The following is a 20,218-nucleotide window of genomic DNA, read 5'->3' as shown; positions in this document are numbered from 1 at the left end:
CCCTGGACCGCGATGCCGACGAACGACGACCCCGCCCCGCCGCCCCGCCCCTCTCGCCGCGCCCTCGGCCGAGGCCCGGGCGCGGCGCCCCCGGACGCGGGCCAGGACCGTCCCGCCGCGCCCCCGCCCCCACAGACGGCCTCCCAGCGGCCCGCGCCGCCGTCGCCCGGGCCCACGTCGCCCCCGGTGTCCGGAGAGCCGCAGAACGGCGCTCAGGCGGCGCGTGGGGCCACTGCTGCGCCGGACGTCGAGCCCGGGGCACACGAGGCGGCGCCGGGCACCGCTGAGCCGGAGGCCGAGCCCGGGGCAGACGAGGCGGCCCCGGAGGGGCGGGCCGCGGCGGACGCGGGGCCCGGGGCACACGAGGCGGCACCGGAGCGAAGCACCGCGCCGGACGTCGAGCCCGAGCCGGCCCCGGCGGTCGCTGAGCCCGCTGCCCCGGTCCCAGCGGCCACCGAGGCCGCCGTCCCGGAGGCGCAGGCCGTGCCGAGGGGCGAGCCGGAGCCGGTGCACGCGCGGGCCGACCTCGATGTGGCGCCCTCGGGGGGCGGGCACGGTGGCGACGCGGCCGGGGCCGGGGGCGACGCGAGTGACGAGCCCGAGGCGGGCGGCGGGACCGGCCGGGGCGAGGCGCACGGCGGCGAGGCCCAGGCCGAGGACGGCGGCAATCGGTTCACCGTGCGGCTGGACAACTTCGAGGGGCCCTTCGACCTCCTCCTCCAGTTGATCTCCAAGCACAAGCTGGACGTCACCGAGGTCGCGCTCTCCAAGGTCACCGACGAGTTCATGGTCTATATCCGCGCCATGGGGCCGGACTGGGACCTCGACCAGACCACCGAGTTCCTCGTCGTCGCGGCGACCCTGCTGGACCTCAAGGCGGCCCGGCTGCTGCCCGCCGCCGAGGTCGAGGACGAGGCGGACCTGGCGCTGCTGGAGGCGCGCGACCTGCTCTTCGCGCGGCTGCTCCAGTACCGCGCGTACAAGCAGATCGCGGACATCTTCAACGACCGGCTGATCGCCGAGAGCGCCCGTTACCCCCGTACGGTCGGCCTGGAGCCGCACCACGCCGAACTGCTCCCGGACGTCGTCATCAGCATCGGCCCCGAGGGCTTCGCCAAGCTGGCCGTCAAGGCCATGCAGGCCAAGCCCAAGCCGCAGGTCTATATCGACCACATCCACGCCCCCCTGGTCAGCGTCCGGGAGCAGGCCGAGGTGGTGGTCGCGCGGCTGCGGGAGCTGGGGGAGGCCACCTTCAGCACGCTCACCGAGGACGCTCCCGACGTCCTTACGGTCGTCGCGCGCTTCCTGGCGCTCCTGGAGCTCTACCGCGAGCGCGCGATCCTGCTCGACCAGCCGGAGGCGCTCGGGTCGCTCATGGTCCGCTGGACGGGAGAGGCGGGGCAGGAGCCGCTGGTCACCGACGAGTTCGACCAGGAGGCCCAGGCCAAGCCCCGTAAGGAGACGGCCACGCCGGAGCCGGAGAAGGAGCCTGAGAAGGAGTCGGAGAAGGAGAAGGAGGAGGTACCGAGTTGAGCGAGCAGCGGACATCCGCCGGGCTCTCCGAGGTCGCCGAGCTGGACCTCAAGCCCGCCCTGGAGGCCGTCCTCATGGTCGTCGACGAGCCCGCCACCGAGGAGCACCTCGCCAAGGTGCTGGCCCGGCCGCGCCGCGCCGTCGCGGACGCGCTGCGCGAGCTGGCCGACGAGTACATGACGCAGGGCCGGGGCTTCGAGCTGCGGCTGGTCGCGGGCGGCTGGCGCTACTACACGCGCCCGGCCTACGCCGCCGCCGTCGAGGGGTTCGTCCTGGACGGCCAGCAGGCCCGGCTCACCCAGGCCGCTTTGGAAACCCTCGCGGTGGTCGCGTACCGTCAGCCGGTCAGCCGTTCCCGTGTCTCGGCCGTCCGCGGTGTCAACTGCGACGGCGTCATGCGGACCCTCCTCCAGCGGGGACTGGTCGAGGAGGCGGGCACGGAACCCGAAACAGGTGCGATCCTGTACAGGACGACGAACTACTTCCTGGAGCGGATGGGCCTGCGAGGGCTGGACGAGCTTCCGGAGCTCGCACCGTTCCTCCCCGAGGCGGACGCGGTCGAGGGCGAGTCCCAGGAGGGCGTGCCGTCGTTCGATCCGGACGCCATCGACAGCGATGACGCGCACGACGACGTAGAACACCGAGCCGGTAGCGGCCACTCTCAGACGGAAACTTGATGCGAAGCAGCGGCAGGAACAGCAGGGGCAGCGGCAGCGGTAGCGGCGGCAACAACTACCGGGGCGCGGGGAACCGGCGCGACGAGCAGCAGCAGCGCGCCGGCCGCCCCCGCCCCGAGGAGCGCCGCTACGACGTGGGCGGCGGTTCCCAGACGGGCCCCGGCCCCAAGGCGGGTCCCAAGGGAGGCCAGGGCGGCGGTCCCAAGGGCGGTCCCAAGGGCGGCACGGCCAAGAGCGGTGCCCCCAAGGGCGTCGGCGGCCGCGGCCGCAAGCCGAACGCCCCGGCCCGTCCGCGCGAGTACGAGGCGCAGATGGAGGAGCGCAACCGCGCCCGCCACGACAAGCCGCGGGTCGCGCTGCCCAAGACCTTCGGCGAGGTCGAGGGCGAGCGGCTACAGAAGGTCCTCGCCCGTGCCGGGATGGGCTCGCGCCGCGCCTGTGAGGAGCTGATCGACCAGGCCCGGGTCGAGGTCAACGGCAAGATCGTGACCGAGCAGGGGCTGCGCGTCGACCCCGAGAAGGACGAGATCAAGGTCGACGGGCTGACCGTGGCCACCCAGTCGTATCTCTTCTTCGCGCTGAACAAGCCCGCCGGTGTCGTCTCCACCATGGAGGACCCCGACGGCCGCCAGTGCCTGGGCGACTATGTGACCAACCGCGAGACCCGGCTCTTCCACGTCGGCCGGCTCGACACCGAGACCGAGGGCATCATCCTGCTCACCAACCACGGTGAGCTGGCCCACCGCCTCACCCACCCCCGCTACGGCGTGAAGAAGACCTATCTCGCCGCCATCCAGGGCCCGCTCCCGCGCGACCTCGGCAAGCGGCTCAAGAGCGGCATCGAGCTGGAGGACGGCTACGCCCGCGCCGACCACTTCCGTGTGGTGCAGAACACCGGCAAGAACTATCTGGTCGAGGTGAGCCTGCACGAGGGCCGTAAGCACATCGTGCGGCGGATGCTGGCCGAGGCCGGATTCCCGGTCGACAAGCTGGTGCGGACGGCCTTCGGCCCGATCGCGCTCGGTGACCAGAAGTCCGGCTGGCTGCGCCGGATGACCAACACCGAGGTCGGCATGCTGATGCGCGAGGTCGAGCTCTGAGAGTCGGGGACCTCTGAGGGCCCGGGGACCTCTGAGGCCGGAGGCCCGGGGACCGCTGACGGCCCCGGCCGTCGTGGCGGCCCGCCGCGTCCCGCCCACCGCGTCCCGCCCGCCGCGTCTCGCCCAGCGGTCGCCCCGGGAGGCTGTCGGACCCGCTCGTTACGCTGATCGGGAGTGCGGCCGGCGACGCGGCCGCGCCCGACGCACGACAGGCACAGCGCGCACAGGGAGCGAGACGTGGCGGTACGAGCGGTCCGCGGGGCAGTCCAGCTTGAGCGGGATGAGCCGGAGCACATGCATGAGCAGGTCTCCGCGCTGCTGACGGCCATCCTGGCGCGCAATGCCCTCGACCCCGACGATCTGATCAGTGTGTGGTTCACGGCCACCCCCGATCTGCACAGCGACTTCCCCGCGGCCGCCGCCCGCAAGCTGGGCATCACCGATGTGCCGCTGATCTGCGCCCAGGAGCTGGACATAGCGGGGGCCATGCCCCGCGTCGTCCGCATCCTGGCGCATATCGAGACCTCCCTGCCCAAGTCCGAGATCGCCCATGTCTACCTCGGCGCCGCCGCCGCCCTCCGCAAGGACATCGCCCAATGAGAACCGCGCTCGTCATCGGCACCGGCCTGATCGGCACCTCCGCCGCGCTGGCCCTGGCCGGCCGCGGGGTCCAGGTGCACCTCGCCGACCATGACGCGGACCAGGCCCGCACCGCCGAGGCGCTCGGCGCCGGGACGCAGGGCGAGCCCGAGGGGCCCGTGGACCTGGCGATCGTCGCCGTGCCCCCGGCGTACGTGGCCGGGACGGTGGCCGATGTGCTGCGCCGCGGCCTGGCCCGCGGCGTGCTGGACGTCGCGAGCGTCAAGGGCGGCCCGCGCCGCGAGCTGGAGGCCCTCGGCTGCGATCTGACCCGCTACATCGGCACGCATCCGATGGCGGGCCGGGAGCGCTCCGGGCCGCTGGCCGCCACCGCCGACCTCTTCGAGGGGCGGCCCTGGGTGCTCACGCCCACCGGCGGCACCGACACCGAGGTGCTCAACCTCGCGCTCGAGCTCGTCGCGCTGTGCCGGGCCGTGCCCGTGGTGATGGAGGACGAGGCCCACGACCGTGCGGTGGCGCTGGTCTCGCACACCCCGCACCTGCTGTCCAGCATGGTCGCCGCACGGCTCCAGGACGCCGATGAGACGGCCGTGCGGCTGTGCGGTCAGGGCATCCGCGACGTCACCCGGATCGCGGCCTCCGACCCCGCCATGTGGATCGACATCCTCTCCGCCAACCCCGGCCCGGTCGCCGATGTGCTCGCCGCCGTCGCCTCCGACCTCGACGAGACGGTGCGGGCGCTGCGCGCGCTCCAGTCCGCCGACGAGGCCAAGCGCGGCGACGGCACGGCCGGCATCGAGGACGTGCTGCGCCGCGGGAACGCCGGGCGCGAGCGGGTGCCGGGCAAGCACGGCGCCGCCTCGGCCGTCTATGAGACCGTGACGGTGCTCATCGGCGACCAGCCCGGCGAGCTGGCCCGGATCTTCGCCGACGCGGGCCGGGCGGGGGTCAACATCGAGGACGTCCGGATCGAGCACGCCACCGGGCAGCAGTCCGGTCTGATCCAGCTCATGGTCGAGCCCTCGGCGGCCCCGGGGCTCACCAAGGCCCTGCGGGAGCGGGGCTGGTCCATCCGGCAGTAGCGGCGGAGTGGTCCGCCGGGCGCCCCCGGCGGACCGGGCCACCCCTGTGGACGGCCCCGGGCGGACCGGGGTCGTCCACAGGGGTGCGAAGCCGCCCGTGGGAAGCCAGTAACCTTGTCCGAGGCTCACCTGGCCCGTTCAACTCAGCCCCGTGCACACGAAAGGTGTCTGTCACCGTGGAAACCGCCGCCCGGACCGCCCCGGCAGCAGTGATTGTCGCGATCGACGGCCCCGCAGGCACGGGTAAGTCCAGTACCTCGAAGGCCGTCGCCGCCAAGCTGGGCCTGGGCTACCTGGACACCGGCGCCCAGTACCGGGCGATCACCTGGTGGATGGTGACCAACGGCATCGACGTCGACGATGCCGTCGCCGTGGCCGACGCCGCCGCCAAGCCCCATATCGTCTCCGGGATCGACCCGGCCGCCCCGACGATCAGCGTCGACGGCACCGATGTCGCCGGGCCGATCCGCACCCAGGAGGTCACCTCGCGGGTCAGCGCGGTCAGCGCGGTGCCCGAGGTGCGGGCCGTGATCACCGAGCTTCAGCGGACCATCGCCGCCGAGGCGCCGCGCGGCATCGTGGTCGAGGGCCGGGACATCGGCACCACGGTTCTCCCGGACGCCGACGTCAAGATCTTCCTGACCGCCTCCCCGGAGGTCCGGGCGGCCCGCCGCAGCGGTGAGCTGAAGGGCAAGGAGGCCGCCGACCTGGCCGCCACCCAGGCCGCGCTGGCCAAGCGGGACGCCCTGGACTCCGGCCGTAAGACCTCGCCGCTCGCCAAGGCGGACGACGCGGTCGAGGTGGACACCTCCGAACTCACCCTCGACCAGGTCATCGAGTGCGTCGTCACTCTCGTCGAGGAGAAGCGGACGGTCGCGTGAGCGCCACCGGAGCGACGCTTCCCAGCGCGGGCGGGGCCGTCGTGGCACGGCGGATCGGCATCGGCCTGATGTACGGGCTGTGGCGGCCCCGGGTGCTGGGCGCATGGCGGATCCCGTCCGCCGGGCCCGTCATCCTCGCGGGAAACCACTCGCACAACATCGACGGCCCGATGCTGATCGGCACCTCGCCGCGGCCGGTGCACTTCCTGGTCAAGAAGGAGGCGTTCGTCGGCCCGCTGGACCCGTTCCTGCGCGGTATCGGGCAGCTCAAGGTGGACCGTGCGAGCGCCGACCGCGCCGCGATCGGCCAGGCCCTGGGGGTGCTGGAGCGCGGCGGGGTGCTCGGGATCTTCCCGGAGGGCAGCCGCGGCGACGGCGACTTCGCGTCGCTGCGCTCGGGCCTCGCGTACTTCGCCGTGCGCTCCGGTGCGCCGATCGTGCCGGTGGCGGTGCTCGGCACCGCCGCCCCGCGCGGCGACGGGCGGGCCAGGGCGCTGCCCCGGCTGCGCAGCAGGGTCGACGTGGTGTTCGGCGACCCCTTCGAGGCGGGAGACGGAAGCGGCAGGCGGACGCGGGCGGCCCTGGACCAGGCCACCGAGCGCATCCAGAAGCGGCTGGGCGCGCATCTGGGCACCGCCAGGCGGCTGACCGGCCGCCCAGACCAGACATGAGATCCGCGAGCCCTCAGGGGCGGCCGCGGTATTGAGGGACGACGAGGAAATCTTCATGAACGACCAGATCCACAGCGGCGGCGACGAGCACGGGGAGCTTGGCGACGCCGAGTACGCGGAGTTCATGGAGCTCGCCGTGCAAGAGGGCTTCGACCTGGAGGAGGTCGAGGGCGACCTCGCCGCGGCGGGACACGGCCCGCTGCCGGTGCTGGCCGTCGTCGGCCGCCCCAACGTCGGCAAGTCCACCCTGGTGAACCGGATCCTCGGCCGCCGCGAGGCGGTCGTCGAGGACCGCCCCGGGGTCACCCGCGACCGGGTGACCTACGAGGCCGAGTGGTCCGGCCGCCGCTTCAAGGTGGTCGACACCGGCGGCTGGGAGCAGGACGTGCTCGGTCTCGACGCGTCCGTGGCGGCCCAGGCCGAGTTCGCGATCGAGGCCGCCGACGCGGTGGTCTTCGTCGTGGACGCGACGGTGGGTGCCACCGACACCGACGAGGCCGTCGTCAAGCTGCTGCGCCGGGCCGGAAAGCCCGTGGTGCTGTGCGCCAACAAGGTCGACGGGCCCAGCGGCGAGGCTGATGCCGCGATGCTGTGGTCGCTCGGCCTCGGCGAGCCGTACCCGGTCTCCGCGCTGCACGGCCGTGGCACCGGCGACATGCTCGACGCGGTCCTGGAGGCGCTGCCCGAGGCCCCGGCCCAGACCTTCGGGACGACGCTCGGCGGACCGCGCCGGATCGCCCTGGTCGGCCGCCCGAACGTGGGCAAGTCCTCGCTGCTCAACAAGGTCGCGAACGAGGAGCGGGTGGTCGTCAACGAGCTGGCGGGCACCACCCGCGACCCGGTCGACGAGATCATCGAACTGGGCGGCATCACCTGGAAGTTCGTCGACACCGCCGGTATCCGCCGCCGGGTCCACCTCCAGGAGGGCGCCGACTACTACGCCTCGCTGCGCACCGCGGCCGCCGTGGAGAAGGCGGAGGTCGCGGTCGTGCTGATCGACGCCAGTGAGTCCATCAGCGTCCAGGACCAGCGGATCATCACGATGGCCGTCGAGGCCGGGCGCGCGCTCGTCATCGCGTACAACAAGTGGGACACCCTCGACGAGGAGCGCCGCTACTACCTCGAGCGCGAGATCGAGACGGAGCTGGGGCAGATCCAGTGGGCGCCGCGGGTCAATGTCTCGGCGCGCACCGGCCGCCATATGGAGAAGCTGGTCCCGGCGATCGAGACGGCGCTGGCCGGCTGGGAGACCCGGGTCCCGACCGGGCGGCTCAACTCCTTCCTCGGCGAGATCGTCGCCTCCCATCCGCATCCGATCCGCGGCGGCAAGCAGCCGCGGATCCTCTTCGGGACGCAGGCCGGCACCCGGCCGCCGCGGTTCGTGCTCTTCGCCTCCGGCTTCCTGGAGGCGGGCTACCGCCGCTTCATCGAGCGGCGGCTGCGCGAGGAGTTCGGCTTCGAGGGGACGCCCCTACAGATCTCGGTGCGGGTGCGCGAAAAGCGCGGCCGCAAGAGGTAACGGCGGCGGCGCGCGGTTGACGCCATCCCGGCCCCGGACGCATCGTCCGGCGGCGGGGCGGCCGTCCGGCGGCGGCGTGTGGCGCGCTCAGCGGCGGGTCGGTCCCGGCCCGCCGGGCGCGCATGACGGCACCACGTCAGCAGGTGCCCACGTCAGCAGGTGCCCACGTCGGCAGGCGTCCACGTCAGCAGGCGTCCACGTCGGCAGGCGTCTCAGTAGGTGTGACCCCGCTCCTCGCCCCGGCCGGGCGGCAGGGCGGGGAGATAGCCGCGGTAGTACAGCTCGTCGGTGTGCCAGGCCCCGCTGTGGCTGTCCGGGCGGCCGTGGCCGCCGCTGACGAGGCCCCGGGGCTGGCCGATGGCGGCGAACGCCACGAACTCCATGTTCTCCTCGTCCGAGCGGTCGCCGGGCAGCGCCCGGAACAGCCTGCGGTACTCCGCGTACAACGCGTCGTAGATCGGCGTGGCGGAGTGGCGCCAGGGATCGTGCGCTGCCTCCAGAGCGGGGCGCATGGCCGGAATGCAGCCGTATGACGGGGATCGGTAGGAGAGGTCGTATGTGTGCACGTATGTGCCAACGACCCGGCCGCCCGTCGGATGCGGCATCGGTGGCGAATGGGCTGCCCACCATGGTTCGCCGAGGTCCGGTGGGAGGTCCGGGACGGCGGCGGTCATGTGCCCGCGAGCGGCATCGACGCGCCGACCAGCGCCCCGCGTGCCGCGGCCCGGTCCAGCGCCGCGCGCAGTTGGTCCTCGCGCGGCTGGGTGCCGATCGTGCCCGCCGCCGCGGCGTAGACCAGCACCTTCTGGGAGCGGCCGACGGCGCTCCGCCAGCCTTCGCTGAGCGGCATCGGGCTGTGTGCCTGCCACCAGGCCACCGGCCGGCCGCCGCCCGGCGCCGGCATCAGCACCGCGTGCAGCCGCCCCATGGCCAGCAGCACCGACCAGCCGGGGTTGGGCGCGGGCGGCCGGCCCAGGTCGACCACCGGGGCGAACCCCTGCTCGCTGAGAAGCTGGAGGAACTCGTCGCCGTGCCCGGCCGAACCTGGGCGGATGATCGGCGCGGTCGGCTCCACCACCAGCGCCGGGCACGCGTCCTGACCCACCAGCACCACCCCGCTGGTCACGCCGAGCACCGCCTGCTGGGCCACCGGCGCCTGACCGGACGGTGCCTGACCGGATGGCGCGGAGGTGTGGGAGGCGGTGGCGGGAGACGCGGGCGACGGGGCCGGATACGCCGGCGGGGCGGCCGGGCCGGCCGGGGCGGGGAAGTGCGGCGCCGAAGCGTGCGCCGCGGCCGGTACGGGCGGCGCGTACGACGGCGCGGTGTCCTCACCCGTGATGGACCGCACCGCACCGCGCAACTGGTCCTCGGAGACCGGGACGACCTGGGAGGGGACGCAGGTGGCGTGCGCGAAGGCCAGCACCGCCGTCTCCTGCCCCACGAAGAGCACGGTGCTGGTCCGCTCCTGCTCGGTGTTGCCGGGGGTGCGGCAGGACGTGCAGTCGTAAGCGCCCGGGGCGTTGTCCCCGGCGAGCAGCCGGTCGGCTTCTTCGTCGCCGATCTCGGCGCGTACGTCATTGCTGACGTCGAGCATGCGCGGCACGGGTGGCTCCTCGGTCTCGGTGGGTGCGCGGGGCGGGTCCCCGGCTCATACGTAGACAACGGGCCATGCGGGGCGGGGGTCACGCGGCCCGGCCGCCCCGGGGTCTGATGCACCGTCGGGCCGGAAAGTTCCCCGGACTTCCTACCGATTGCACATCTGTTGGGGCACAAGAAGGTGATGAAACCCAACCCTGTGCCACTTTTCTCCGTCTTACACCGTGGTAGGCGGACGAGACTCCTGTCCGCGGGGAAGCCATGGGATACGGGGCCGGATGCACATCTCTTTCCTTATTCACAACGCGTACGGGATCGGCGGGACGATCCGGACCACGTACAACCTCGCCCGTTCCCTGGGAGAGCAGCACGATGTGGAGATCGTGTCGGTGTTCCGCCACCGTGATCAGCCGATCTTCGACCCCGGTCCGCGGGTGCGGCTCAGCCATCTCGTGGACATCCGCAAGAACAGCCCGTCCTACGACGGCGCCGACCCGGACCACGGCCGCCCGGCGGAGGTCTTCCCCGCGTCCGAGGGCCGCTACAAGCAGTACAGCGCCCTCACCGACCGCCGTATCGGAGACCATCTCCGCCGCCTGGACGCCGATATCGTTGTCGGAACCCGCCCCGGGCTCAATGTCCACATCGCCCGCGAGGCCCGTCGCGGTCCGGTACGGGTCGGACAGGAGCATCTGACGCTCGGCACCCACTCCACGGGGCTGAAGCGGGCTCTGCGCGCCGTCTACCCCCGGCTGGACGCGGTGACCACCGTGACCGAGGCCGACGCGCGGACCTACCGCGACCAGATGCGGCTGCCCGGCGTACGGGTCGAGGCGGTCCCCAACAGCGTGCCCGAGCCCGGTCTCGACCCCGCCGACGGCACCGGCAAATGGGTGGTCGCGGCCGGCCGACTGGCCCCGGTCAAACGCTACGACCTGCTGATACGCGCCTTCGCGAAGGTCAGCGCGGCCCGCCCCGACTGGCGGCTGCGGATCTACGGCGGCGGCGCCCAGCACGCCAAGCTGCGCGCCCTCATCGACCAGCTCGGCCTCTACAACAACGTCTTCCTGATGGGCCCGGCCAATCCGCTCGACCCCGAGTGGGCCAAGGGCTCCATCGCCGCCGTCACCTCCAGTCTCGAGTCGTTCGGCATGACCATCGTGGAGGCGATGCGCTGCGGCCTTCCCGTGGTGTCCACCGACTGCCCGCACGGGCCCGCGGAGATCATCGACAACGGGGTGGACGGCCGTCTCGTGCCCACCGGCGACACCGACGCCATCGCCGCCGCGCTGCTCGACCTCATCAACAACGACGAGCTGCGCCAGCAGATGGGACAGGCGGCGCTGAAGGACTCGGCCCGCTTCGACCCCTCGCGGGTGGCCGGGCGCTACGAGACGCTGTTCTCCGGTCTGGTCGCCCGCAGCGGGCTGCGGGGCTCCCTGCACCGCGCCCGCGGCTCCCTGCTCAGTGGTGCGTTCGCCACCAAGGACTCCCTGCGGAAGGTGCGTGTCGCATGAGCGCAACGGCACAGGCGGCGCAGCACGTGGAGCAGGCCGCGCAACACGTCGAGCAGGCAGCGCAGCACGTCGAGGAGGACAGGATGAGTGAGGCCCCCGAGGCCGCCCCCGCCCGCGCCGACTGCGTGGCGGACTCCGCCGGAGGGCTCACCTTCCACATCGCCGACTGGGCCCGGCCCGGCCCCGGCGGCCTCGACGACTGGAGCGGTGCGCTGGTGCTGGTCCGCCGGGGCGCGGCGGACACCCCCGACGGGGAGGTGCGGCTGCCGCTGGGCCCCACCGCGGACGGCCGGCTCCAGGCCGCCCTGCCCAGCAACGTCGCCCTGCCCGAGGGCCGCTGGGACGTCCATGTGGCCCACCGGGACAGCGAGCCGCAGCGGCTCGCCCCGGGCCTGAACGATCTGCGCTCGCTCGTCGACCGACGGCCGGGGCCGAGCACCAACCCGCTGTCCGTCCGCATCCCCTACGCCACCAAGCACGGCAATCTCTCGCTGCGCAGTTGGCGGCGGGCGCCCCACGCCGAGGCCGGGGAGATCCGGCTGGAGGACGACACGATGGCCGTCCGGGGGCGGCTCTACCGCGTCGCGTACCCGTCCGAATGGCTGGCCGAGGCGGTCGTCGAGGCCCGCTGCCGCCGGAGCGCCGCCCCGGTGCGGACGGCACCGCTGGTGGTGGACGGCCCGGACTTCTCCTTCACGCTCTCCTACACCGAGCTCGCGCGGAGCTGGGACGGCGGCGCGCACGTCTGGGACCTGTGGCTGCGCCCGGCGGACGAGACCATGGCCCCGGCCCGGCTCGCCCGGATCCTGGACGATGTCGCGGACAAGAAGGAGATCTTCACCTACCCGCCGCGCACGGTGACCGGCCCGCACGGGGAGGCACGGGCCCAGCCGTACTACACCCGGGACAACGATCTGGCGGTGCGGATCGAGGCGCCCGCCTGATCCCAGGAGAGCAGCCGGGCGGGTGGGGGTCCTTGAGGACGAGGGCTGTCCGCAAGTGGTGGCAGACTCGGCCGCATGCTGGAGACCTCGGCCCGACTGCTCCGCCTGCTCTCCCTGTTGCAGGCCCACCGCGAATGGTCCGGCGCGGATCTCGCCGACCGGCTCAGGGTCACCCCGCGCACCGTCCGCCGCGATGTGGACCGGCTGCGCGAGCTCGGCTACCCCGTGCACTCCGCGCCGGGCACCGGCGGCGGCTATCAGCTCGGCGCGGGCGCCCAGTTGCCGCCGCTGCTGCTCGACGACGAGGAGGCGGTGGCGGTCGCGGTGCGGCTGCGCCAAGCCGCGGGCGGCGGGGTCGAGGGCATCGAGGAGACCTCGGTACGGGCCCTGGCCAAGCTGGAGCAGGTGCTGCCGGACCGGCTGCGCCGCCGGGTGGGCGCGCTGAGCGCCTTCACCGTGCCGCTGTCCGGCTGGAGCCCCGGCCCCGGGGTGGACCCCGAGGTGCTGACCGAGCTGGCCGCCGCCTGCCGGGACTGCCATCAACTGCGCTTCGAGTACCGCGACCACGGCGGTGCCCTCACCCGCCGCACCGCGGAACCGCACCGGCTGGTCGCCGCGCAGCGCCGCTGGTATCTGGTGGCCTGGGACGTCGACCGCGCCGACTGGCGTACGTACCGGGTCGACCGGATCACCCCGACCCCACCGCACGGCCCCCGGTTCACCCCGCGCCGCCCGCCCGCCGAGGACATCGCCGCCTATGTGGCCCGGGGCATCACCACCTCGGTCTACTCCCAGCGGGCCACCGTGCTGCTGCGGGTGCCCGCCGAGCGGGCGGCCGAGCGGTTCTCGCCCTTGGTGGGGGTGCTGGAGGCCGTCGACGAGCAGAGCTGTCTGCTGCACACCGGCGCTTCCAGTCCCGATGCGCTGGTGCTCCATATCGCGCTGAGCGGCTTCGACTTCGAGGTGCGCGAGCCGGTGGAGCTGAACGACCACATCCGGGAGATCAGGGACCGCCTGGACCGGGCCCTGGGCTGAGAGCTGTCCGAAACTGTCCCGATCTGTCCGGAGCTGTCCGGAGCTGTTCGGAGCGTCACTCCCTCGGGGCCAACAGCGGACCGAGGGGCCCGAGGTCCAGATTGAGATCGGAGGGCGCGATGCCGTAGCGCTCGCAGAGTGTGCCCATCCGGTCCTCCAGCAGCATCAGCGTGACCCCGATCCGCTCTTCCTGGTCCTCGGTCAGATCGCCCTCGTCCACCCGGCGCAGCGCCTGCCGCTCCATGAGCTGGCGCAGCAGTTCCACGACGGTCAGCACCAGCTTCATCAGGTCGCGTTCGACGGTGTCCTGGTCCAGCTCCACCTTGTGGCTCACGGTTCCTCCCAGGGGGACGGGACGTTGGCGTTGACCGAGCTGATGAGGGCGCGCAGATCGATGCGGACCAAGTCGACGTCGGCGATCCGCAGGGTCAGATCACCGGTGATCACCACGCCGCCCGCGAGCAGCCGGTCCAGCACGTCCACCAGGGCGATCTGCTGATGGGCCAACGGGCCCTCCGGGGCCACCGTCATCCCACCGCCCCCGCGCTCTCGGGCCCGTCCGGGGCGTCGGTCCCGTCCGGGGCGGCGTTCTCGTCCGGGGCGGTGAAGGAGTACGGCGCCCAGGGGCCGGTCAGCTCGACCCGCAGCGCGGCCGTCCGCCCGGCCAGCTCACCGACCCGCTCGGCGAACGCGGCGCTGTCCTCACGCCGCACCAGATACGCGGCGTTCAGCACATTGCGGTCGGACACCCCCGACAGCCGGGGGTCCTGCGGCGGATGCAACCGGGCCCGCTCGGCCAGCCCGCTGAGGGTGTCGTGCACCAGCCGCGCACCCTCCTCCGTATCGCCCCAGCGCCGCTCGGCCGCCTGCCGCTGTGCCTTGCGGCGGCGCAGATAGTCGCGGCCGGACATGCCGCCCGGGGCGTTCGGGGTCCCGGCGGGCGGCCCCTCGGGCGCGGGCGGCTCCTGAGCAGCGGGCGGCTCCTGAGGCGCGGGTGTCGCGGCGTACGCCTTGACGCCCCATTCGACCCGGCCCTCCAGCCGGTCCAGCGCCGAGGCGAACCGCTCCCGCCCGGCGGCGAGCATCCGCCGCAGCCCCTCCTCGCCCTGGCAGACGGTGGCCAGCCGGACCGGTATGACACAGGACTCGGCGCCGACGGTGTCGACCACCCGCTGATGGGTCCGGGCCACCTGCTCCAGCCACGCCATGTCCTCCAGCCGCTGCCGCAGCGGGCCCTCGTCGAAGTCCTCGGCCGGTACGGTCCCCGCCAGCACGGCGAGTCCCAGGTGGCGCACGGCCACCACCGGTTCGCCCGCGACTCCGGGCACCCGCTCCAAAGCGGTGAGGGCGGCCCGCGGCGCGTCGGTGTCGCGCACGACCGCGTAGGCGTACCGCAGTCCTTCGGTCATTCGGCGCTCTCCCGGTTCTCCCCGCTGGTCACCTCGGTCTTCTGCGGGCCGTTCACCTCGGCCCGGGCGCGTGACGAGAGCGACGGGTCGTGCTCCCACCAGTCGATGCCCATCTCCTTCGCCTTGTCGACCGAGGCCACGATCAGCCGCAGCTTGATCGTGAGAAGTTCGATATCGAGCAGGTTGATGCGGATATCGCCCGCGATCACCACACCCTTGTCGAGCACCCGCTCCAGGATGTCGGCGAGGTTGGCCCCGCCCTCGCCGCGCCCGGCCAGTCCGTAGGACCCCGAGGAGCCGAACGACGACGCCGGTGAGCCATACGCGCCGGCCGTCGGGGCCACACCGCCCCGGGTGGTCACAGAGTCCCGTTCGCCCACTGGCGTGCCTCCTCCAACCGGTCGAGCAGCGTGTCCTCCTGCCGCTCGAACTCCTTCTCGTCGATCACGCCCTGATCGAGCTGGGCCTCCAGCTCGGCCAGGGCGCGCTGGATGTTGGCCGGGTCGTAGTACTCCCGCTCCGCGGCGGCGACGACCTGCCTCAGCACCCAGCCGATCATCAGCATCAGGACTCGACGAAGCTGTACGGCGGCAGCGGACCGTTGATCCGCAGCTTCAGCCAGGGGTGGGCGCGCTCCACGTCGGTGGCGGCCGTCAGCAGCGGATCGGCGCCGTCCCTGGCGAGCAGCAGGGACAGGCTGAGGAACCAGCCGCCGCTCTCCGGGCCGGGGCGCACGTCCTCGGCGGCCGGGGCCAGCGCCTCCTCCACCAGCTTGGCGTCCCGCACCTCGCGGGCCCGTACCGCGCCGGCCATCAGCTCGCCGAAGCGCACCCGTTCCTCGTAGGTGCCGCCGCCGGCCGCCCGGTTGGCCTCCGCCATCATCCGCAACTCTGGCTCCTCGGCGAGCACTTGGTGGAGCACCGCGTCCTCGTCGTGTACGACCTTGACGTTGTACTCCACCCGGTCGGTCAGCCGGCTGAGCTGGTCCTGGTAGCGGTCGGCGTGCTCGGCCAGCACGCTGCGGACGTCGTCGTCGCTGGAGGAGACGCTGCCGAAGCGCATCGGCAGCACCGGGCGGGAGTCGCTCACCTCGGCCAGCACATGCTGGTGGGCCAGCAGATCGCGGCGCCGGGGCTTGAGCTCCGGCGGGCAGTCGCTGACGATCGCGGCCAGCTCGCCCTGGTTCAGCGCCCGGACCGGCAGCGGGGGGTCGCCGATGCCCAGCAGCCGATCGCCCAGGTCCCGGACCTCACCGCGCGCGATGCCGTAGACATAGGTGGTCATGCGGACTCCTCGGACTTCCTCGGCGCCGCCTTACGGGCCGGGCGCCGGCGGCGCGGCTCCTCCTCGTCCTCCTCCGACGGCCGGATCGCGTCGGCCACGGACTGGGCGGCCTTGGAGACGGTTTCGCCGGCACCGGACAGGGCGCCCTTGGTCTTGGAGCGCGCACCGCCCTCGGTAATGCCCTCGACGACCTCGGGCAGGCCGGGGGACTTGTTCGGGCCCGACTCCAGGTCGAGCCGGTTGCACGCCTCGGCGAACCGCAGATAGGTGTCGACGCTCGCCACCACGATCCGAATATCGATCTTGAGTATCTCGATGCCGACGAGGGATACGCGGATAAACGCGTCGATCACCAGCCCTCGGTCGAGGATCAGCTCCAGGACGTCGTACAGGCCGCTGGAGCCGCCCCCGCCCCTGGATTGCTGTGCCGGGACAACAGTGGTCATGTCGGGTGTTTCCTCTCGTGTCGGTGGGCGTCCGGTGCGCCGCCCTCAGCGGCGGTCGCTCCGGCCGCGCTCATAGCGACGGAGGCGGCGGTATCCGGTGAGCAGGCCGTCCGGGTCGAGAGTCACCTCGTACAGGGCCATCAGGCTCATCGTCTCCGGCACCCGGGCCAGCTCCACCACCTCGGCCTCCAGCAGCCATCCCTCGTCGGTCCGCTCCAGACGGGGGAGGGCCTCGGGGTACAGGCCGGTCAGTTCGACGAGCTGCTCCCGGGCGGCACGCAGGAGTGTCAGCGGGCTCGGACCGCCGGCCGCCGTCTTCTCGGGGGTTTCATCTGATCTGTCAGTCATGTTGGCTCCGGTGGCGGCGGGTACCGCGTCCCGGTGGGCGTAAACCTCGACGTTCGGCCCCGAGGCCCCGGCGATTTGTGGTGGAATTGTGTGCTCCGGAGGGGTCCGGGCAGCGCTATTCCGGCCGCTGTGCGAATTGCTCGAAAGATGTCGGCGGCGCCTCGCCGCCCATACCGGAGCCGGTCGTTTGACGCGGGATATCGACGAAAACTCGCAATCATCTTCGAGGGGTCAACACAAGCCCCGGAAGAGTGATGAAGTCGCCCACAAACCCGGGCGTGTTTTCTGTGACACAAGTGTGACGAATGGCGGCCGTGAGAGGCATGAGGCAGTGGCAGTCCTTCGCCACTCTGGGTTTGCCCCGCGTGGAGAGCCACCTACGGTGGCGTCATGGGACCTGTACCGAACCATCCGGCCGAACCCGACGACGACCTCGACAGCTATGTGGGCCTCGATGCCCGGACCGCCGAGGAGAGGGCGCGCACACGCGGCTGGAGCACCGTACGGACGCTTCCGCCGGGCGCGATCATCACGATGGAGTATCTGCGCGGGCGGATCGACTTCGAGGTGGACGACGGCACCGTGAAGCGCTGCTGGCGCGGCTGACCGGCCCGGATCCGCGCCGGTGGGCCCCCGGGTCCGCGCCGGTGGGCCGGTGCGCCCGGCGCGGATACGACCACGGCCCCGGACGCTCCGGCGAGAGCGTTCGGGGCCGTGGTGTGACCGGTCGGCGCGGGGAAGGGGGTGCGTACCGCCCCGCGGCCCGGTGGGTGGCTCAGCCTCCGGTGGCGGTCCGGCCGCGGGAGGCGCCGGACGGGCCGAACGGCGTCGTGGTGCGCGGCACCCGGTCGGCGTGCGGCGGCCGGCGGCTGCCGACCGGGGTGACCGGGGTGCGCTCGGAGCGCACCGTGTGCTGGCGGACCGGGTGGTGGGGCCGTCCGTCGGGGCCACGGCCGGTGGCAGCGCCGGACCGGACCACGGCCACCGGCTCGCGGGCGGGCAGCTCGTCGTCGCGGGCGGCGCGCGGGGTGGCCAGCGGGGTCCCGGCGACCGGTCGGCCGGACGGCAGCGGCGCGGGCGCCCAGCCCTCGCGCATCCGGCGCCACAGGGTCAGCAGCAGCACCTCGGCGCGGGCCATGGCCGGCTCCAGCCACGGCAGCGCCAGCAGCACCAGCACCCCGGCGGCCCAGCCCAGCACCACATCGCTCAGCCAGTGGGTGCCGAGGTAGACGGTGGTCATACCGACCCCGAAGGCGAAGCCCGCGGCGATCAGCGAGGCGACCCGGCGCGCGACGGGGGTGGTCGCCAGATAGGCCAGAATTCCCCAGGTGACCACGGCGTTCGCGGTGTGACCCGAAGGAAATATATCGCCGGTGCCCCACATCTCATTGGAGCCGACGGTGGTCGCGTAGTGCGGACCGAGCCGGCCGAAGCCGATCTTCACCGCGCCCACGGTGGCGTTCAGCAGCAGCAGCGAAGTGCCCAGCGCCAGCAGCGGGCGCAGGGTCCGCTGCCGGTAGCAGCACCACCCAAGCCAGGCGGCGACGGCCACCGCGGTGGGTCCGCGCTGGCCCATGACCACGAAGTAGTCCAGGAAGGTGTGGAACTCGGGCCACTGCTTGTAGGGCCGGAAGAGCATGATCTGCCAGTCGAGCTTCACCAGCCATGAGGTGGTGAGCACGCCGATCACGGTCGCCGCGTAGACCGCCAGCGTGGTCCCGAGCAGCCAGAAGCGTGTTCGGGTCATGCGCGGTCGCACGAGATCGGGCCTTCGCTCCTCGGACGCGGGGAGCTTGTCTTCGGTACGCACCTAATCGACGTTACATTGCGTGACAGGCGAGTTCGGTCGATCAGGTCGCTTTGTGATGACGATGTGATGTGGAGTGCGTCTCGTCCACGGCTTTTGGCCGTGCCCTTTCCAAGGAATGCAGGAGCCCCGGGAACTTTTCTGCTCCCGGCCTTCCAATGGGCGTGTCTCAGGGACTTTATGGAATTCTTACAGGGCGAGTTTATCGCCTATTGGCCGTACCGTTCCCGGAAGTTTCCCCAGGAGTCGCCGGGCGGCCGGGGGTGATCGTCCGTGGGGCCAGCCGCGGCTGGAGGGGGTGGCCGGATCATGGCGGTCCGGAGCCATGCAGCCAGAAGGCCCCGTACACCGCCGAGGCGAGCCCGGCCGACCCCAGGACCAGCGCGGTGCGCGCCGGGCGCAGCCGGGCCAGGGTGACCGCGATCGGCAGCAGCAGCGGGAAGGCCGGCATCAGCAGCCGGGGCTTCGAGCCGAAGTACCCCTTCGCGGCCAGCGCCAGGACCAGCACCGCCCCGCCGTAGGCCAGCAGCGGCCACGGCTGGCGCTGCCGCACACAGCGGATCGCGAGCCAGATCAGCGCCCCGACGCCGAGCAGCAGCCCGAGCCCGGCCACGAAGGGCGGCTCGATCAGCAGCCCCCCGATGAAGCCCGCGAAGGCCAGCCCGCCGTCGAAGCCGTTCCCCCAGCCGTTCTGGACGTCGAAGTAGCCGGTGACGCTGCCGGTACGGACGGCGACCCACACCACGTAGCCCAGCCAGCCGAGCGGCGCCAGCACGACACCCGCGAGCAGGCTCCGGTCTGTCCGCCACGCCTGGCGCCGGCGCCCGCCGGGCAGCAGCTCCGCCGCGGCCGCCGCCCAGACCGCCGCGACCACCGCCGCCCCCACCGGCCGGGTCAGCCCCGCCAGCGCCGCGAACAGCCCCGCCCACAGCCACCGCCGGGTGAGCGCGGCATAGACCCCCCAGGCGGCCAGCGCCGTGAAAAGCGACTCCGAGTACGCCATCGACTGGACGATCCCGACCGGCAGCACGCCCCACAGCACGGCCAGGATGAGCCCCACCCGCCGTCCGTACAGCAGATCCCCGATCGCGAAGATCCCCCACGCGGCGAACAGGGAAGTGACCCAGCTCACCAGCAGACCGGCGTCGGCCGCGTCCAGCGGGGCTATGGCCGATATCACTCGCTCCAGGCCGGGGAGCAGGGGGAAGAACGCCAGATTGGAGTGGACCGCCCCGTCGGGCAGATGGATCGTGTAGCCGTATCCCTCCTCGGCGATGCGGGTGTACCACAGCGAATCCCACCGCGCCGAGAGAAGCTGGTGCGGGCTCTTGTCCGCGAAGGCACCCCAGACCGCGAGAACCACGAGCCCGAGCAGGCGCGTCCCCGCGTAGGCGAGCAATGCTGGAGCGGCCCGGCGCAGCGCGGCCCGAGCGGCGCGGCCCGGTCGGCCGTCGTCGCTGAGCGGCGCGGTGCCGGCCTGGGCGAGATCAGTCACGGCGACGATTATCAAGGATGACCAGGACCGCTCGCGGGGGCCTGTGGACAACCCTCGGCGACGCGGCCGCGGGGGCTGTGGACAACGGACTACGAACGCGAGACGGCCGCCGGGGGGCCACAGGAGGGACGGCAGACGGCCGGGGGACAAAAGGGGAAGTCCGGAACGTACGCCTCCGTAATCCTCCGCGGAGTGCTCCGAACATGACCTGCGGCACACGGCCCGCGCGGGGACTCGCGTACCCTGACCTCTCACTCGCGCCTTCGCCACC

24 protein-coding genes are annotated in these 20,218 nt (G+C 72.8%); 12 read left to right on the top strand and 12 right to left on the bottom strand.

The window, feature by feature from the left end; translation table 11 throughout:
- The first annotated feature begins 12 nt into the window (after positions 1-12).
- The 8 genes from ACK1X7_RS12820 to der all read left to right on the top strand — a co-directional run bounded on the left by ACK1X7_RS12820 (position 13) and on the right by der (position 8,063).
- Positions 13-1,533: a segregation and condensation protein A gene (locus ACK1X7_RS12820; RefSeq protein WP_413115107.1), complete on the top strand. Its 1,521-nt coding sequence runs from the start codon at positions 13-15 to the stop codon at positions 1,531-1,533.
- Complete coding sequence (gene scpB, locus ACK1X7_RS12815; protein WP_385142952.1) at positions 1,530-2,210, top strand: SMC-Scp complex subunit ScpB; 681 nt, start codon at positions 1,530-1,532, stop codon at positions 2,208-2,210. Before ACK1X7_RS12820 ends, scpB begins: the two co-directional genes overlap by 4 nt.
- Positions 2,210-3,310 (top strand): pseudouridine synthase, encoded by a 1,101-nt coding sequence (locus tag ACK1X7_RS12810; RefSeq protein WP_390793827.1) that lies wholly within the window; start codon positions 2,210-2,212, stop codon positions 3,308-3,310. Before scpB ends, ACK1X7_RS12810 begins: the two co-directional genes overlap by 1 nt.
- Positions 3,311-3,547: 237 nt before the next feature.
- Positions 3,548-3,910, top strand: coding sequence for a chorismate mutase (aroH, locus tag ACK1X7_RS12805; RefSeq protein ID WP_216345969.1), 363 nt, complete (start codon positions 3,548-3,550; stop codon positions 3,908-3,910).
- Positions 3,907-4,992, top strand: a complete 1,086-nt coding sequence (locus tag ACK1X7_RS12800; RefSeq protein ID WP_216345970.1) for a prephenate dehydrogenase — start codon at positions 3,907-3,909, stop codon at positions 4,990-4,992. Before aroH ends, ACK1X7_RS12800 begins: the two co-directional genes overlap by 4 nt.
- A gap of 176 nt (positions 4,993-5,168) precedes the next feature.
- Entirely contained in the window at positions 5,169-5,873 is a 705-nt protein-coding gene (cmk, locus tag ACK1X7_RS12795; RefSeq protein ID WP_385115869.1) for a (d)CMP kinase, read from the top strand.
- The gene (locus ACK1X7_RS12790; protein ID WP_385142958.1) at positions 5,831-6,544 is read left to right on the top strand and encodes a lysophospholipid acyltransferase family protein; all 714 of its coding nucleotides are present in this window, start codon (positions 5,831-5,833) and stop codon (positions 6,542-6,544) included. Before cmk ends, ACK1X7_RS12790 begins: the two co-directional genes overlap by 43 nt.
- Positions 6,545-6,599: 55 nt before the next feature.
- Positions 6,600-8,063, top strand: a complete 1,464-nt coding sequence (gene der / locus ACK1X7_RS12785; protein ID WP_385142961.1) for a ribosome biogenesis GTPase Der — start codon at positions 6,600-6,602, stop codon at positions 8,061-8,063.
- Between the two features lie 212 nt (positions 8,064-8,275).
- Here der and ACK1X7_RS12780 read toward each other — a convergent pair whose 3' ends face one another.
- Complete coding sequence (locus tag ACK1X7_RS12780) at positions 8,276-8,575, bottom strand: hypothetical protein (protein ID WP_308696469.1); 300 nt, start codon at positions 8,573-8,575, stop codon at positions 8,276-8,278.
- Positions 8,576-8,733: 158 nt separating this feature from the next.
- Entirely contained in the window at positions 8,734-9,660 is a 927-nt protein-coding gene (locus ACK1X7_RS12775; protein WP_385142986.1) for a hypothetical protein, read from the bottom strand.
- A 280-nt stretch (positions 9,661-9,940) separates the two neighbouring features.
- Between ACK1X7_RS12775 and ACK1X7_RS12770 the strand changes: the two genes are divergently transcribed.
- The 3 genes from ACK1X7_RS12770 (at position 9,941) to ACK1X7_RS12760 (ending at position 13,158) form a co-directional block, all read left to right on the top strand.
- The gene (locus ACK1X7_RS12770; protein WP_216345975.1) at positions 9,941-11,179 is read left to right on the top strand and encodes a glycosyltransferase family 4 protein; all 1,239 of its coding nucleotides are present in this window, start codon (positions 9,941-9,943) and stop codon (positions 11,177-11,179) included.
- Between the two features lie 83 nt (positions 11,180-11,262).
- Complete coding sequence (locus ACK1X7_RS12765; RefSeq protein ID WP_385142989.1) at positions 11,263-12,123, top strand: hypothetical protein; 861 nt, start codon at positions 11,263-11,265, stop codon at positions 12,121-12,123.
- 75 nt (positions 12,124-12,198) lie between these two features.
- Positions 12,199-13,158, top strand: a complete 960-nt coding sequence (locus ACK1X7_RS12760; RefSeq protein ID WP_390793829.1) for a helix-turn-helix transcriptional regulator — start codon at positions 12,199-12,201, stop codon at positions 13,156-13,158.
- Between the two features lie 55 nt (positions 13,159-13,213).
- Here ACK1X7_RS12760 and ACK1X7_RS12755 read toward each other — a convergent pair whose 3' ends face one another.
- The 8 genes from ACK1X7_RS12755 to gvpO form a co-directional block, all read right to left on the bottom strand.
- Positions 13,214-13,492, bottom strand: coding sequence for a gas vesicle protein K (locus ACK1X7_RS12755; RefSeq protein WP_385115873.1), 279 nt, complete (start codon positions 13,490-13,492; stop codon positions 13,214-13,216).
- Positions 13,489-13,689 (bottom strand): gas vesicle protein, encoded by a 201-nt coding sequence (locus ACK1X7_RS12750; protein ID WP_216345978.1) that lies wholly within the window; start codon positions 13,687-13,689, stop codon positions 13,489-13,491. The genes ACK1X7_RS12755 and ACK1X7_RS12750 overlap by 4 nt, the downstream gene beginning before the upstream one ends.
- Positions 13,686-14,567 carry a GvpL/GvpF family gas vesicle protein gene (locus ACK1X7_RS12745; RefSeq protein WP_398162170.1) on the bottom strand — a complete coding sequence of 294 codons (882 nt, stop codon included), beginning with the start codon at positions 14,565-14,567 and terminating at the stop codon, positions 13,686-13,688. The genes ACK1X7_RS12750 and ACK1X7_RS12745 overlap by 4 nt, the downstream gene beginning before the upstream one ends.
- Positions 14,564-14,845: a gas vesicle protein gene (locus ACK1X7_RS12740; protein ID WP_382958980.1), complete on the bottom strand. Its 282-nt coding sequence runs from the start codon at positions 14,843-14,845 to the stop codon at positions 14,564-14,566. Before ACK1X7_RS12740 ends, ACK1X7_RS12745 begins: the two co-directional genes overlap by 4 nt.
- An 80-nt stretch (positions 14,846-14,925) precedes the next feature.
- A complete protein-coding gene (locus ACK1X7_RS12735; protein WP_385142970.1) occupies positions 14,926-15,114 on the bottom strand; it encodes a gas vesicle protein GvpG in 189 nt (62 codons plus the stop codon).
- 17 nt (positions 15,115-15,131) lie between these two features.
- On the bottom strand, positions 15,132-15,851 hold the full coding sequence (locus ACK1X7_RS12730; protein ID WP_390793831.1) for a GvpL/GvpF family gas vesicle protein: 720 nt from the start codon (positions 15,849-15,851) through the stop codon (positions 15,132-15,134).
- On the bottom strand, positions 15,848-16,297 hold the full coding sequence (locus ACK1X7_RS12725) for a gas vesicle structural protein GvpA (protein ID WP_385142976.1): 450 nt from the start codon (positions 16,295-16,297) through the stop codon (positions 15,848-15,850). Before ACK1X7_RS12725 ends, ACK1X7_RS12730 begins: the two co-directional genes overlap by 4 nt.
- 45 nt (positions 16,298-16,342) lie before the next feature.
- Entirely contained in the window at positions 16,343-16,645 is a 303-nt protein-coding gene (gvpO, locus tag ACK1X7_RS12720) for a gas vesicle protein GvpO (RefSeq protein ID WP_390793832.1), read from the bottom strand.
- Between the two features lie 390 nt (positions 16,646-17,035).
- Between gvpO and ACK1X7_RS12715 the strand changes: the two genes are divergently transcribed.
- Entirely contained in the window at positions 17,036-17,251 is a 216-nt protein-coding gene (locus tag ACK1X7_RS12715; RefSeq protein ID WP_216348214.1) for an I78 family peptidase inhibitor, read from the top strand.
- Between the two features lie 169 nt (positions 17,252-17,420).
- Here ACK1X7_RS12715 and ACK1X7_RS12710 read toward each other — a convergent pair whose 3' ends face one another.
- Entirely contained in the window at positions 17,421-18,392 is a 972-nt protein-coding gene (locus ACK1X7_RS12710; protein ID WP_385146359.1) for a phosphatase PAP2 family protein, read from the bottom strand.
- Between the two features lie 367 nt (positions 18,393-18,759).
- Positions 18,760-19,947: a hypothetical protein gene (locus ACK1X7_RS12705; protein WP_385146361.1), complete on the bottom strand. Its 1,188-nt coding sequence runs from the start codon at positions 19,945-19,947 to the stop codon at positions 18,760-18,762.
- Between the last annotated feature and the right edge of the window lie 271 nt (positions 19,948-20,218).

Source organism: Streptomyces sp. CY-1, assembly GCF_047218265.1.
GTDB classification, from domain to species: Bacteria; Actinomycetota; Actinomycetes; order Streptomycetales; family Streptomycetaceae; genus Streptomyces; species Streptomyces niphimycinicus.
This window is presented reverse-complemented; position numbering and strand designations above follow the sequence as displayed.